The organism is Paraburkholderia fynbosensis, assembly GCF_902859935.1.
Classification (GTDB): Bacteria; Pseudomonadota; Gammaproteobacteria; order Burkholderiales; family Burkholderiaceae; genus Paraburkholderia; species Paraburkholderia fynbosensis.
Map to the genome: position 1 here is coordinate 207,728 of NZ_CADIKI010000001.1, position 14,226 is coordinate 221,953.

At 63.5% G+C, this 14,226-nt stretch carries 12 protein-coding genes; 8 read left to right on the forward strand and 4 right to left on the reverse strand.

The annotated features are described in order from the left end of the window. Window positions 1–55 precede the first annotated feature (55 nt). Window positions 56–385 (reverse strand): hypothetical protein, encoded by a 330-nt coding sequence (locus HV770_RS38365; RefSeq protein WP_246290662.1) that lies wholly within the window; start codon window positions 383–385, stop codon window positions 56–58. 229 nt (window positions 386–614) lie between these two features. Here HV770_RS38365 and ompR point away from each other — a divergent pair, with 229 nt between their 5' ends. The 4 genes from ompR to HV770_RS00905 all read left to right on the forward strand — a co-directional run bounded on the left by ompR (window position 615) and on the right by HV770_RS00905 (window position 4,084). Further along, a complete protein-coding gene (gene ompR / locus HV770_RS00890; RefSeq protein WP_006048917.1) occupies window positions 615–1,349 on the forward strand; it encodes an osmolarity response regulator transcription factor OmpR in 735 nt (244 codons plus the stop codon). 44 nt (window positions 1,350–1,393) lie between these two features. Next, complete coding sequence (locus HV770_RS00895) at window positions 1,394–2,743, forward strand: ATP-binding protein (RefSeq protein ID WP_121318282.1); 1,350 nt, start codon at window positions 1,394–1,396, stop codon at window positions 2,741–2,743. A gap of 185 nt (window positions 2,744–2,928) precedes the next feature. Then, on the forward strand, window positions 2,929–3,477 hold the full coding sequence (locus HV770_RS00900; RefSeq protein WP_175157681.1) for a peroxiredoxin: 549 nt from the start codon (window positions 2,929–2,931) through the stop codon (window positions 3,475–3,477). A 73-nt stretch (window positions 3,478–3,550) separates the two neighbouring features. Next, window positions 3,551–4,084, forward strand: coding sequence for a carboxymuconolactone decarboxylase family protein (locus HV770_RS00905; protein ID WP_175157682.1), 534 nt, complete (start codon window positions 3,551–3,553; stop codon window positions 4,082–4,084). A gap of 110 nt (window positions 4,085–4,194) precedes the next feature. Here the strand turns inward: HV770_RS00905 and ispF are convergent, their stop codons facing one another. Together ispF and ispD are read right to left on the reverse strand one after the other, a co-directional pair. Then, window positions 4,195–4,674 carry a 2-C-methyl-D-erythritol 2,4-cyclodiphosphate synthase gene (ispF, locus tag HV770_RS00910; protein ID WP_175157683.1) on the reverse strand — a complete coding sequence of 160 codons (480 nt, stop codon included), beginning with the start codon at window positions 4,672–4,674 and terminating at the stop codon, window positions 4,195–4,197. A 43-nt stretch (window positions 4,675–4,717) separates the two neighbouring features. Next, a complete protein-coding gene (gene ispD / locus HV770_RS00915) occupies window positions 4,718–5,431 on the reverse strand; it encodes a 2-C-methyl-D-erythritol 4-phosphate cytidylyltransferase (protein ID WP_175157684.1) in 714 nt (237 codons plus the stop codon). 120 nt (window positions 5,432–5,551) lie between these two features. Between ispD and mfd the strand changes: the two genes are divergently transcribed. The 4 genes from mfd to mscL all read left to right on the forward strand — a co-directional run bounded on the left by mfd (window position 5,552) and on the right by mscL (window position 12,096). Further along, the gene (gene mfd, locus HV770_RS00920) at window positions 5,552–9,034 is read left to right on the forward strand and encodes a transcription-repair coupling factor (RefSeq protein WP_175157685.1); all 3,483 of its coding nucleotides are present in this window, start codon (window positions 5,552–5,554) and stop codon (window positions 9,032–9,034) included. Window positions 9,035–9,213: 179 nt separating this feature from the next. Next, window positions 9,214–10,452 carry an acetylornithine deacetylase gene (gene argE, locus HV770_RS00925; RefSeq protein WP_175157686.1) on the forward strand — a complete coding sequence of 413 codons (1,239 nt, stop codon included), beginning with the start codon at window positions 9,214–9,216 and terminating at the stop codon, window positions 10,450–10,452. Window positions 10,453–10,523: 71 nt separating this feature from the next. Next, the gene (locus HV770_RS00930) at window positions 10,524–11,558 is read left to right on the forward strand and encodes a threonine/serine dehydratase family protein (RefSeq protein ID WP_175157687.1); all 1,035 of its coding nucleotides are present in this window, start codon (window positions 10,524–10,526) and stop codon (window positions 11,556–11,558) included. A 91-nt stretch (window positions 11,559–11,649) separates the two neighbouring features. Continuing rightward, window positions 11,650–12,096 (forward strand): large conductance mechanosensitive channel protein MscL, encoded by a 447-nt coding sequence (mscL, locus tag HV770_RS00935; protein ID WP_175158009.1) that lies wholly within the window; start codon window positions 11,650–11,652, stop codon window positions 12,094–12,096. Window positions 12,097–12,228: 132 nt separating this feature from the next. Here the strand turns inward: mscL and HV770_RS00940 are convergent, their stop codons facing one another. Next, window positions 12,229–14,196, reverse strand: coding sequence for a hybrid sensor histidine kinase/response regulator (locus HV770_RS00940; protein ID WP_175157688.1), 1,968 nt, complete (start codon window positions 14,194–14,196; stop codon window positions 12,229–12,231). Window positions 14,197–14,226: the final 30 nt, after the last annotated feature.

The following is a 14,226-nucleotide window of genomic DNA, read 5'->3' on the forward strand; positions in this document are numbered from 1 at the left end:
CTTTTCACGCGACGAGGCTGCGCGCCCTACGTGCCGCGAGCGGGCACGACAAAAGCTACCGCTTGTAGAGTTCGCGCACAGCATCTTCGATGTGCTGGCGCAACAGGCGCCGTTCGTCGGGCGTCATATGGCCATCGCGACGACGTTGATCAAGATCGGGGGGAACTGCAGTGCGCAACATGATGTCTGACGCGGGGCGATCGGCATTGGGGCTGTTGCGGCGACTGATCCGCGAGTTGCCGGGCCGGGGCGCGTGCACACTCGCAGCTCTGTCGGCGGAAGGCTGGGCATGGGCGAGCGTTGGTCCCAGTGAGCCTGCAAGCGTCCCGGCTACCGCCAGTGCAATGACGCTCAGGCGCACATTTGGCCAAACCCCTCCCTTCATGTTGTTCCCTTCGTGGCGCGGCAACCGGCTACCTCAAATGCGTATACAAACCCCGGTAACGAGCCGGGTGCGAGAGTTGTGGTCGGGTGAAGTATCCACCGAACAGCCGCATTGAGTAAAGGAGTCTACCTGCCCGAGCTTTACGTCGTGCCACAGTGGGGGTAAATTTTGTAACTGACTGTAACCCCGTAAACGATGCAACCGCGCACCACTTTCTAATCGCGCTAAGATGCCGACCATGGAAACCAAAAACCCTTCGAAAATCCTCGTCGTCGATGACGATCCACGTCTGCGCGATCTGTTGCGCCGCTATCTCGGCGAACAGGGCTTCAATGTCTACGTCGCCGAGAACGCGCCGTCGATGAACAAGCTTTGGGTACGTGAGCGCTTCGATCTGCTGGTGCTCGATCTGATGCTGCCCGGCGAGGACGGCCTGTCGATCTGCCGCCGCCTGCGCGGCAGCAACGACCGTACGCCGATCATCATGCTGACGGCCAAGGGTGAAGACGTCGATCGCATCGTCGGCCTCGAAATGGGCGCCGACGACTATCTGCCCAAGCCGTTCAATCCGCGCGAACTGGTCGCGCGCATTCACGCGGTGCTGCGCCGCCAGTCGCCCTCGGAATTACCGGGCGCGCCGTCCGAAACGACCGAAGTGTTCGAGTTCGGCGAATTCGCGCTGAATCTCGCCACCCGCACACTCACCAAGGCCGGCCAGGAAATTCCACTGACCACGGGTGAGTTCTCGGTGCTCAAGGTGTTCGCGCGTCATCCGCGCCAGCCGCTCTCGCGTGAGAAGCTGATGGAACTCGCTCGCGGCCGTGAATACGAAGTCTTCGACCGCAGTCTCGACGTGCAAATCTCGCGTCTGCGCAAGCTGATCGAACCCGATCCGGGCAGCCCGCGTTTCATTCAGACCGTCTGGGGTCTGGGCTACGTCTTCATTCCCGACGGTGCGGCCTGAGTTTGTTTCAGTTTCCTGTCTCTGATTTCAGATAAGAAGGGCCCATGCGGATCGACCGGCGCCTCCTGACGCTCGCGTTCGGCGGCCTTTTCTGGCGGACCTTCCTGTTGATCGCGCTGTTGATCGCAGTCAGTCTCGCCGCGTGGTTCCAGAGCTTTCGCGTGATCGAACGCGAGCCGCGCGCGCAGCGCGTGGCGTTGCAGCTCGTCGCGATCGTCAAGCTCACGCGCACCGCACTCCTCTATTCCGATCCCGACCTGCGGCGCGCGCTGCTGCAGGACCTGGAAAGTAATGAAGGGGTGCGCGTGTACCCGCGCGAAGCTACCGACAAATACAAACTCCAGCCCGACGAATCGCTGAACCGCCTGATCGAACACGACATCCGCGGGCGCCTCGGCGACGACACCGTCATCGCGCAAAGCGTGAACGACATCAACGGCGTGTGGATCAGCTTCAAGATCGACGACGACGACTACTGGGTCGCGCTCGACCGCGATCAGCTCGACAACGCGACCGGTCTGCAATGGGCCGGCTGGGGCGTGTTCGCGCTGGCGCTGTCGCTGTTCGGCGCGGCCTTCATCACGAGTCTCGTGAACCGGCCGTTCGCCCGGCTCGCGATGGCCGCGCGCAAAGTCGGCTCGGGTCAGTCGCCTGAGCCGCTGCCCGAGCGCGGCATGGGCGTGGCCGCCGAAACCAACCGCAGTTTCAACCAGATGGTGCAGGACCTCGAACAGCTCGAAGCCGATCGCGCGCTGATGCTCGCGGGCATCTCACACGATCTGCGCACGCCGCTCGCGCGGCTGCGGCTCGAAACCGAAATGAGCCCGTCGGACCAGAGCACGAAAGACGCGATGGTCGACGACATCGAGCAGATGGACATGATCATCGGCCGCTTCCTCGATTACGCGCGCCCTGTGCAGCGCGTGCCCGAGCCGGTCGACCTGTCCGTGATCGCCAGCGAACTGGCTGCGCGCATGCAAAGCGAGGACAGCATGCGCCTGATCACGCGGCTCGCGCCGTCGGCGGTGATCGAGGCCGATGAAACCGACATGCGGCGCGTGGTCGGCAATCTGCTGGAGAACGCGCGCAAATACGGCCTGAGCGACGGCGACGGCGTCCCGCACGTGATTCTGGAGACGCGGGTATCGCATTCGCGGGTCGAGCTGTCGGTGGTCGACGAAGGCCCCGGCATTCCGGAAGACCAGTTGGCGCTTGTCACCCGGCCGTTCTACCGGGTGAATTCGGCGCGCACCCAGGCCAACGGCACGGGCCTCGGCATGGCGATCGTTCAGCGTCTCGTGGGTCGCTATCGCGGTGCGCTGCGCTTGCGCAATCGCACGCCAGGGCCCGGTCTCGAAGTCACGATCGAGTTTCCGCTCGCCAAAGGCGTCTGAACGGAAACGGGCGCCGCCTTCTCTGCAACGCTGTTGACGCGTTGAATAATAACTATCCAGCCCGGCAGAAAAAACTATCAGCCCCATATTTTTATAGAAATATAGTGGGACGGTGTAACGCGCTCGTTGCAACGAGTCGCTAGCCTCAACATGCTGTTTTTTCCAACCCACGAAGGAGCACTCGCATGAAAACCGTTGGCGATAAAATCGAAGCGTTTACCGTCACCGCTGCCAGGCCGGGCTTCAATCACCATGAAGAAAACGGCGCGTCGGCGTTCGAAGACATCACGGAACAATCGTTCCCGGGCAAGTGGAAAATCATCTATTTCTACCCGAAAGATTTCACGTTCGTGTGTCCGACGGAGATCGCCGAGTTCGGCAAATTCGCCGGCGATTTCGAGGAGCGCGACGCAGTGTTGATGGGCGGCAGCGTCGACAACGAATTCGTGAAACTGGCATGGCGCCGCGAACACAAGGACCTGAACAAGCTGAACCACTATTCGTTCGGCGACGTGAAGGGCGAACTGATCGATCAGCTCGGCGTGCGCGACAAGGAAGCCGGCGTCGCGTTGCGCGCCACCTTCATCGTCGATCCGGACAATACGATCCAGCACGTGTCGGTGAACAACCTGAACGTCGGCCGCAATCCGGAAGAAGTGCTGCGTCTTCTCGACGGCTTGCAAACCGATGAACTGTGTCCTTGCAACCGCTCAGTCGGCGGTGCAACGCTTTAAGCCGTGCCATCAAAAACCCGCCGGCCTCGAAGAGGCAGCGGGTTTTTTTATCGACAATCCGATAGGAGATGCCATGGAATTCCTGGCTTCGATCAAGGCACGCGTGCCCGACTACGCGAAGGACATCCGGCTGAATCTCGACGGGACGATTGCCCGCTCGTCGCTCGAAGGCAACGACGCGGTCGGCGTCGCGCTGGCGGCGGCATTTGCCGCCAAAAGCACGATGATCGTCGATGCGATTCGCCATGCGGGCGTGTTGTCGCCGGAAGAAACCCAAGGCGCGTTGACAGCCGCCGCGCTGATGGGCATGAACAACGTCTGGTACCCGTACGTCGAGATGACGGAGAGCGCGGATATCAAATCGCAACCGGCGCAGTTACGGATGAACGCTTACGCGTCGCATGGCGGCGTGGACAAGCGGCGTTTCGAGATGTATGCGTTGGCGGCGTCGATCATCGGCAAATGCCATTTTTGCGTGAAGTCGCACTTCGATACGCTGGTCGCCGAGGGCATGAGTTCCACGCAATTGCGCGACGTAGGCCGCATCGCGGCGGTGATCAACGCGGCTGCGCAGTGCATTGCCGCCGAGGGCGCAGAGGGCAAATAGCCGATCGACCGCGCGCTGGGCGGCTATGGTCGCCACGCGCGCATCATGTAATCGGATGGTCTGGGTAGCCTTCGTACGTTGCCCGCCAGCACGAAGGCCGTTCACGCGAATCAGCTTTTGACCAGCAGCGCCACGGCTTGCGCCTCAATCCCCTCGCCTCGGCCGAGATAGCCGAGCTTCTCGTTGGTCTTCGCCTTGACATTGACCCGCTCGACCGGCAGGCCGAGATCGGCGGCGATGTTCGCGCGCATTCCTTCGATATGAGGCGCCAGCTTCGGCGCCTGAGCGACCACGCTGCTATCCACGTTGGCAATCGCAAATCCCGCCGCCCTCACGCGCGCGACGCACTCGCGCAACAGCACGCGGCTGTCCGCGCCGGCGAACTTCGCGTCGGTGTCAGAGAAATGGCGGCCGATATCGCCCAGCGCGGCAGCGCCGAACAGCGCGTCGGTAATGGCATGCAGCAGCACGTCCGCGTCCGAATGGCCGAGCAGCCCACGCTCATAAGGAATCATCACGCCGCCGATAATCAACGGACGCCCCGGCACCAGCGCATGCACGTCGTACCCTTGCCCAATCCTCAAATCCATATGCGTCAAGTCCTCAAAGTCCGCCAGCTAAAATTGAAATTCATCACGAAGCCGCAGGGCGGCTCAGAATCGCCTCGGCCAGATCGAAATCTTCCGGGTAAGTCACCTTGAAGTTTCGCAAGCTGCCTTGCACGAGCTTCGGCGCATGTCCGAGCCATTCGATCGCGCTCGCTTCGTCGGTGAGTTCGTGACCGTCGGCCTGCGCGCGCAGGATCGCTTCACGCAACATGCCGATGCGGAACATCTGCGGCGTCTGCGCCTGCCACAAGCCGTCGCGCGCTTCAGTGCGGGCGATGCGGCCATCGGCGGACGCGGCGTCGATCCGTTTTAGCGTATCGGCCACCGGCAGCGCCATGATGCCGCCCACCGGGTCGTCCTTCAGGGAGCCGATCAGCGTGCGGATCAGCGCGGGCGTAATGCCCGGGCGCGCCGCATCGTGCACCAGCACCCAGTCGTCGTCGCGCGCGCCGAACTCGGCGAGCGCATGCAGGCCGTTCAGCACCGACGCCTGGCGCGACGCGCCGCCCGAGCGGCGCACCGCGAAGCGTAAGCCGCCGAAGCGGCGAGCGTCGAAGTGCTGGTCGTCGGGCGCAATCACAACCAGGGTTTGCGCAAATTCGCTGCACGCGTCGAACGCGGCGAGCGAGTAATGCAACATGTCGCGACCGGCGACAGTGCGATATTGTTTGGGCATCGCGGCGCCGGAACGGCTGCCGGTGCCTGCGCACGGAATCAGGGCAAATAGACGGGAAGTCACGAGTGCGGATGCCGCGAGGTCAAAGTAAAGGTCAGATTTTATAATAGGTGCTTCGCATCCACGCCCCGAGGCGCGTAAACTTGGCCGTCCGTGTGAGCCCGAGGCCGCTTTCTCTCTTCTATGCCAGACATCGCCGCATTATCGCAGTCCTCCCCGCCCGTCGCGCTCGTCAAGGCCGGCCAGCGTTTCGTCTTCGACGGCACGCACGGCTCGTCCGACGCGCTGCTGATCGCCCGCTACCATCTCGCCTGGCGCGAGAAGGTGCCGCTGCTGGCAGTCGTGTGCGAAAGCGCTGTCGATGCGCAGCGTCTGTCGCAGGAAATCGGCTTTTTCGCGCCCGAGGCGCGGGTGCGTCTGCTGCCCGACTGGGAGACGCTGCCTTACGATACCTTTTCGCCGCATCAGGACCTCGTCTCCGAGCGTCTCGCCACGCTGCACGATCTCGGCGAAGGCCGTTGCGACATCCTGCTGGTACCCGCCACCACGGCGCTGTACCGGATGCCGCCCGCGTCGTTCCTCGCGGCCTATACGTTCTCCTTCTCGCAGGGCGAGCGTCTCGACGAAGCGAAACTCAAGGCGCAACTGACGCTCGCCGGCTACGAGCACGTGAGCCAGGTCGTGCGGCCCGGCGAGTACTGCGTACGCGGCTCGCTGCTCGATCTCTATCCGATGGGCTCGCCCCTGCCTTACCGGATCGACCTGTTCGACGACCAGGTCGACTCGATCCGCGCGTTCGATCCGGACACGCAGCGCAGCCTCTATCCGGTCAAGGACGTGCGCTTGCTGCCAGGCCGCGAATTCCCGTTCGACGAAGCCGCGCGCACCGCTTTCCGCAGCCGCTGGCGCGAGACCTTCGAGGGCGATCCGAGCCGGGCGTCGATCTATAAGGACATCGGCAACGGCGTGCCGTCGGCGGGTATCGAATACTATCTGCCGCTCTTCTTCGAGGAGACGGCGACGCTGTTCCACTACCTGCCGCAAGGCGCGCAGCTGGCGTTCGTCGGCGATCTCGACGCCGCCATCCGGCGCTTTACCAACGACACGAAGCAGCGCTACAACTTCCTGTCGCATGACCGCGACCGGCCGATCCTGGAGCCCGAGCGGCTGTTCCTGTCGGACGAAGACTTCTTTGCGTTCGCCAAGCCGTTCGCGCGGCTCGCGCTGCCCGCCAACGCGGGCGGCGGCTGGTCCACCCCGCTGCCGAATCTCGCGATCGACCGCCACGCCGACGATCCGGTGCTGGCCTTGCGCGCGTATCTCGACACCACGCCGAATCGCGTATTGTTCGCGGCGGAGTCGGCGGGCCGGCGCGAGACGCTGCTGCAGTTGCTGGCCGACAACCATCTGAAGCCCGCCTCGAGCGACAGCTTTCAGGACTGGCTGCTCGGCGACGCGCGTTTTTCGTTAGGCGTCGCGCCGCTCGCCAACGGCTTCGCCGTGCCGGCCGACGGCATCGCGATCATCACCGAGACCGAGTTGTACGGGCCGCTCGCGCGGCGCGCGGGGCGTCGCCGCCAGGAACAGGCGAGCAACGTTGATTCGATGGTACGCGATCTGTCCGAGCTGAAAGTGGGCGATCCCGTCGTGCATTCGCAGCACGGTATCGGCCGCTACATGGGCCTCGTCACGATGGACCTCGGCGAAGGCGAGACGGAGTTCCTGCACCTCGAATACTCGGGTAATAGCAAGCTCTACGTGCCGGTCGCGCAATTGCACGTGATCTCGCGCTACAGCGGCGCCGATCCGGAGAGCGCGCCGCTGCACGCGCTCGGCTCGGGCCAGTGGGAAAAGGCCAAACGCAAAGCCGCGCAGCAGATCCGCGATACCGCAGCCGAGCTGCTCAATCTATACGCGCGCCGCGCCGCGCGTTCGGGCCATGCGTTCGCGCTCGAACCGAAGGACTATGTCAAGTTCGCCGAGAGCTTCGGCTTCGAGGAAACACCCGACCAGGCCGCCGCGATCGCGGCCGTGATCGGCGACATGACAAGCGGCAAGCCGATGGATCGCCTCGTATGCGGCGACGTCGGCTTCGGCAAGACCGAAGTGGCCTTGCGCGCGGCGTTCATCGCGGTGATGGGCGGCAAGCAGGTGGCGCTGCTCTCGCCCACCACGCTGCTCGCCGAACAGCATACGCAGACCTTCACCGACCGCTTCTCCGACTGGCCGGTGCGTATCGCGGAGCTGTCGCGCTTCAAGTCGACCAAAGAAGTCAACGCGGCAATCCAGCAGATCAACGAAGGTACGGTCGACATCGTGATCGGCACGCACAAGCTGCTGTCCTCGGACGTGCAGTTCAAGCGGCTCGGGCTCGTGGTCATCGACGAGGAACACCGCTTCGGCGTGCGCCAGAAAGAGGCGCTCAAGGCGCTGCGCGCGGAAGTGGACGTGCTCACGCTGACCGCCACGCCGATCCCGCGTACGCTCGGCATGGCGCTCGAAGGGCTGCGCGATTTTTCGGTGATCGCGACCGCGCCGCAAAAGCGCCTCGCCATCAAGACTTTCGTGCGTCGCGAGGAAGACAGCGTGATTCGCGAAGCGATGCTGCGCGAGCTGAAGCGCGGCGGCCAGGTCTACTTCCTGCACAACGAAGTCGAAACCATCGAGAACCGTCGGCAGATGCTCGAAGCGCTCGTGCCCGAGGCGCGCATCGCGGTCGCGCACGGCCAGATGCATGAACGCGAACTCGAACGCGTGATGCGCGACTTCGTCGCCCAGCGCGCGAACGTGTTGCTGTGTACGACGATCATCGAAACCGGCATCGACGTGCCGAGCGCCAACACGATCCTGATCCATCGCGCGGACAAGTTCGGCCTTGCGCAATTGCATCAGTTGCGTGGACGCGTGGGCCGCTCGCATCACCAGGCGTATTCGTATCTGCTCGTGCATGATCCGCAAGGACTCACCAAGCAGGCGCAACGGCGGCTCGAAGCAATCCAGCAGATGGAAGAACTCGGCTCGGGCTTCTATCTGGCGATGCACGACCTCGAAATTCGCGGCACCGGCGAAGTGCTCGGTGACAAGCAGTCGGGCGAGATTCACGAGATCGGTTTCCAGCTCTACACCGACATGCTGAACGACGCGGTGAGGGCGCTCAAGGAAGGCAAGGAGCCCGACCTCACCGCGCCGCTCGCCGCGACCACCGAGATCAATCTGCACGCGCCGGCCATTCTGCCGGCCGACTATTGTGGCGATGTGCAGGAACGCCTGTCGCTTTACAAGCGCCTCGCCAACTGCGAACTCAACGACTCGATCGATGGCATCCAGGAAGAGCTGATCGACCGCTTCGGCAAGTTGCCGCCCCAAGCGCATGCGCTCGTGGAGACGCATCGTCTGCGGCTCGCCGCGAAGCCGCTCGGCATTTCGAAGATCGATGCGGGCGAAGCGGTGATCGGCTTGCAGTTCATCCCCAATCCGCCGGTCGACGCGATGCGGATCATCGAGATGGTCCAGAAGCACAAGCACATCAAGCTCGCTGGGCAGGACAAGCTGCGTATCGAAACGCGCAGCCCCGATCTCGCGGTGCGGGTCGCGACGGTCAAGGAGACCTTGCGCGCGCTCGGCGCGCCAAGCCGCGGCACGGCGCCTGCTGCCGCCGCGCGTTGAGTCGGCCACGCACCGCCCGCAGGCCTGCCCGTTAGCGTTGCGCGGTAGCGTCGCGCGTCACAAAACGGGGGGACGTGCTGCGTTTTCATGCTCATGCTGCGGTGCGCCAATGGCCGCCGCAGCATACGGGCGCATTTTTTTTGGGTATGATCGAATGACTCAAATGCTGGAGTCTTGTCATGTCTCAAGTCGCTGAATCGGCGCAATCCTCGCCATCGTCCACCTCCGCTTCAGACGCCTCTCCCATCTCGCTGCCGTGGGTCACCCGTCTCGTGTCGATGGACACGGTCAGCCGCAATCCGAATTTCGGCCTGATCGAAACCGTGCGCGACGAACTGCGCGCCGCCGGTATCGAAGCCACGCTCACGCATGACGAACGCGGCGGCAAATGGGCGAACCTGTTCGCCACGATTCCCGCGCATGACGGCGAAACGAACGGCGGCGTGGTGCTATCGGGTCATACCGACGTCGTGCCGGTGGACGGCCAGCAATGGGACAGTGATCCTTTCAAGCCGGAGATTCGCGGCGACAAGCTGTATGGCCGCGGCACCTGCGACATGAAGGGTTTCATCGGCGCGGCGCTCGCGCTCGTGCCGGAGATGCAGCGCGCGAAGCTCGCCAAACCGATTCACCTCGCGTTGTCGTTCGACGAGGAAGTAGGCTGCGCAGGGGCGCCGCTCCTGATCGCCGACCTGATGAAGCGCGGCGTGAAGCCGGACGGCTGCATCGTCGGCGAGCCGACCAGCATGCGCCCGATCGTGGCGCACAAGGGCATCAACGCGTACCAGTGCTGCGTGCGCGGCCAGGCGGCGCATTCGTCGCTGACGCCGAAGGGCTTGAACGCGATCGAGTACGCGGCGCGTCTGATCTGCTACATCCGCGACATGGCCGATCAGTTCCGCGAGCAAGGTCCGTTCGACGAACTGTACGACGTGCCCTTCACCACCGCGCAAACCAGCACGATCAGCGGCGGCAACGCGATCAACACGGTGCCGGCCGAATGCAGGTTCCAGTTCGAATTCCGCAATCTGCCCACGCTCGATCCCGAACCGATCTTCGCGCGCATCGATCAATACGCGCGTGAAACGCTGTTGCCGAAGATGCTGCGCGAACATCCGTCGGCAGCCATCGAGATCACGAAGATCGCTGCGGCGCCCGGCCTCGATTCATCTGAACAAGCGGCCATCACGCAACTCGTGCGCGCGCTGACCGCCGATCAGGACAAGCGCAAAGTCGCTTACGGCACCGAAGCCGGGCTGTTTTCGCTGGCCGGCATTCCGAGCATCGTTTGCGGCCCCGGCGACATCCAGCAGGCGCACAAGGCCAACGAATTCGTCGCGCTGGACCAGTTGGTGGCCTGCGAGCGCTTCCTGCAGAAATTCATCCGCAGCATGTCGGTCAGCGCGGACGCTCACTGAAAACGGCGCGCGGCGGAACGGTTGCTGCGTCAAACCGGTCTTACTCTCATCGAGGACAACACGCTCCCGCCATGTCAACCGCCACGCCGCAGCACACCGACCACACGATCGACGGCGAGCCGATCCCCACGCTCGACGACATCGCCACACAGCATTTTGCGTTGACGCCGTGGGTCATGCGAACGCCGGTGTTCGACCGGCTCGACTTTTCTTCGCTAGAACGCACGGTGGTGAATTTCAAGTTCGAACTGCTGCAGGCGGGTGGCAGCTTCAAGGCGCGCGGCGCCTTCACGAACCTGCTCGCGCTCGACGAAAGCCAACGCAGCGCGGGCGTCACGTGCGTCTCGGGTGGCAATCATGCGGTGGCGCTCGCGTATGCGGCCATGCGTCTGGGCATCAGCGCCAAGGTCGTGTTGTTTCGCGCGGCGAATCCGGCGCGTGTCGCGTTGTGCCGGCAATATCGCGCCGACATCGTGTTCGCGGAGGATATTGCCGAGGCGTTCGAGCTGGTGCGCCGTATCGAAGCCGAAGAAGGCCGCTATTTCGTGCATCCGTTCAACGGTTATCGCACGGTGCTGGGCTCAGCCACGCTCGGCTACGAATGGGCCACGCAAACGCCCGACCTCGAAGCGGTGATCGTGCCGGTCGGTGGCGGCGGTCTTGCCGCCGGCGTCTCCACCGCGATGCGGCTCGCCAATCCCAATGTGCATGTGTACGGCGTCGAACCCGAAGGCTCGGACGTGATGAGCAAGAGTTTCGCCGCCAATCACACGGTCAGGATGGGCCACATGCACAGCATCGCCGATTCGCTGATGTCGCCGCATACCGAGCAATACAGCTACGAGTTGTGCCGCCGTCATATCGACCAGTTGGTGACCGTCTCCGACGACCAGTTGCGTGCGGCCATGCTGATCCTCTTCGCACAACTGAAGCTGGCGGTGGAACCGGCATGCGCGGCGGCGACCGCGGCGCTGCTTGGGCCGCTGCGCGAGCCGTTGCGGCGCAAGCGCGTGGGCGTGCTGTTGTGCGGCACTAATACCGACCCGGTCAGTTTTGCCGCGCATCTCGAGCGTGCGCGCCATGGCGAGTCACAGTTTCCTCAATAGAAACATTCATCGGCGCAGCCCGGGCCAAAACACTGGCCTATCCTTCTCAGGTTGGTATCATGCGGCTATTGATATCTGGGAGAGAACCTCTATGAGCATGATCAAGGAATTCAAGGAATTCGCCCTCAAAGGCAACGTGATGGATCTCGCGGTCGGTGTGATTATCGGCGGCGCTTTTTCCACCATTGTAAATTCAGTTGTCAAAGACCTGATCATGCCGATCGTCGGGCTTGCCACCGGCGGTCTCGATTTCTCTAATATGTTCATTCGCCTAGGCGCGATTCCGCCCACTTATCACGGCAATCCCACTTCGTACAAAGACCTGCAGACGGCAGGCGTCGCGGTGATCGGTTATGGCTCGTTTATCACCGTGCTCATCAACTTCATCATTCTCGCCTTCATCATTTTCCTGATGGTCAAGTTCATCAACAATCTGCGCAAGCCGACTGAAGCCGCACCGGCAGAGCCGCCGCCGACGCCGGAAGACGTACTGCTGCTGCGCGAAATCCGCGATTCGTTGAAGAATTCCCCACGTTGAACCGTATCGAAACGGCACATTCAGTGCGCCGGATCGAGCCAAAAGAAAGGCCTGTTGCGACAAGAGTCGCAACAGGCCTTTGTCTTTTGCATGAGCGTGAAGCAACGCGCTCATGCGGCGCACGCGTCACGCCTACTTTTGTGCCTTCAGATTCACCGCGCTTTCGATCATCGTTTCGAGCTGGCCGAAATTGACAGGCTTGGTCAGATGCGACGTGAAGCCCGCGCTCAGGCAGCGGCGCACATCTTCATCGGTGCCGAAGCCGGTCAGCGCGACGGCGGGCGCATCGGAGTGCTCGCGAAACGCCTTGATGAAATCGAGGCCCGTGCCGTCCGGCAAGCCGACATCGCTGACGATCAGATCGAAAGCCTGCTGCTGGGTGGCGGCGAGCGCATCGTCGACCCGGCCCACCACGGTCACGTCGTGACCCAGGCCACGGATCAGCTGCGCCATCACCTCGGCGGTATCGACGTGATCTTCGATCAGCAGGATGGTCAGCAATCCGCCCGAGTGCACCGCGGCCTGAACTGCGACCGGTTGCGCGCCCGATGGCGGCGCCGCGGTCGGCAGCGTGATCGTGAAGGTCGCACCGCAGTGCGCGCCGGGGCTCTGCGCGGTGACGGTGCCGCCGTGCACGTCGGTCAACGCTTTCGTGATCGCGAGGCCCAGACCCAGCCCTCCGAATTGCCGCGTCATGTTCTGGCCGCCCTGCTCGAACGCGTTGAACAGCTTGCCGATCTGTTCCGGCTCGATACCGATGCCGGTATCCTCCACGCAGATCTGCACGTGCATGCGCTCGTCGCGCGTGCGCACGTAGATATGGCCGCCGTCGGGCGTGAACTTCGCGGCGTTGCGAATCAGGTTCCACAGCATCTGTTGCAGGCGCGCGCGATCGGCCAGCACGTAATGATGGGTCGCCCGCTTGTCGACGTGCACATCCTGTTGCTTGATCTGAATCTCGCTGCGAAAGAGTTCGAGCACGCTGTCCATCACGTCGTGCACATCGACCGTTTCGAGCGACAGCCGCAGCTTGCCGTTCGCCACGCGCGTCAGATCGAGCAGGTCGTCGATCAGCCGCGCTTCCAGTTCGACGTTGCGACGGATCATGCGCACGCTGTTGCGCGCCTGGTCGGGCAGATCGGGAATCATCTCCAGCACGCGGGCGCCGGCCAGCACCGGCGTGAGCGGCGTGCGCAATTCATGCGACAGCATCGCCAGGAAGCGGTCCTTCGCGCGGTTCGCTTCTTCGGCGGTCTGACGGGCGGCCTGCTCCGATGCGAGCAGCCGCTCGCGTTCCTCGATCGCCTCGCGCTGCGAATGAATGTCCGTGCAACTGCCGAACCACTTGACGACGTTGCGTTCGGCGTCACGCACCGCCACCACGCGCGTGTCGAACCAGCGGTATTCGCCGTCATGGCGGCGAATCCGCATCTCGCGCCGGTAATCGCCGGTCGGGTTCGCCACCGCTTTGAGCCAACTGCGGCGGATCGCCTCGCGATCGTCGGGATGCACCGCGTCCAGCCAGGCGAGACCATACGAACTCTGGTCGGAGAGCCCCGTGTAGTCGCACCACTGCTTCGAGAGAAAATCGCAGTCGCCGGCCGCGTTGCACGTCAGCACGAGGTGCGGCAATGCTTCCGACAACGTGCGGTAATGCTGCTCGCGATCGCGCAGCAGCAAGGCCTCGTCCGATGCTCGTTGCAGGCGCACTTGCGACAGCACGCGCTCGACGGCTTCCGGCAGGTAATCGAGGTAATCGCCGGCCTTCGGCACCACGTCGGACACGCCCGCCCGCAGTGCTTCGATCACGCGCGACTCATCGGTGAAACCTGTCACGAGGATCGCGGGAATCCGCACGCCTTCCGCGCGCAGGCGGCGAAAGAAGTCGAGTCCGGTTTCCGGTCCGCTCAACTGGTAGTCGAGCACCAGCAGATCGGGGCCGCCGTCGGCGAGCCGCGCACGGGCGGCATCGGCGCCCGCGCAGATCGCGACCCGGCAGCCGGCGCGTTCGAGCGACTTGCGCGCGAGCCGCAGAATGCCTTCGTCGTCATCGACGACGAGCACATAGGCGGCGTGCGGCGTGGACACTTCTTCGGTCATGCGAACTGTCCTCTGGCTGATCGGTTGGTC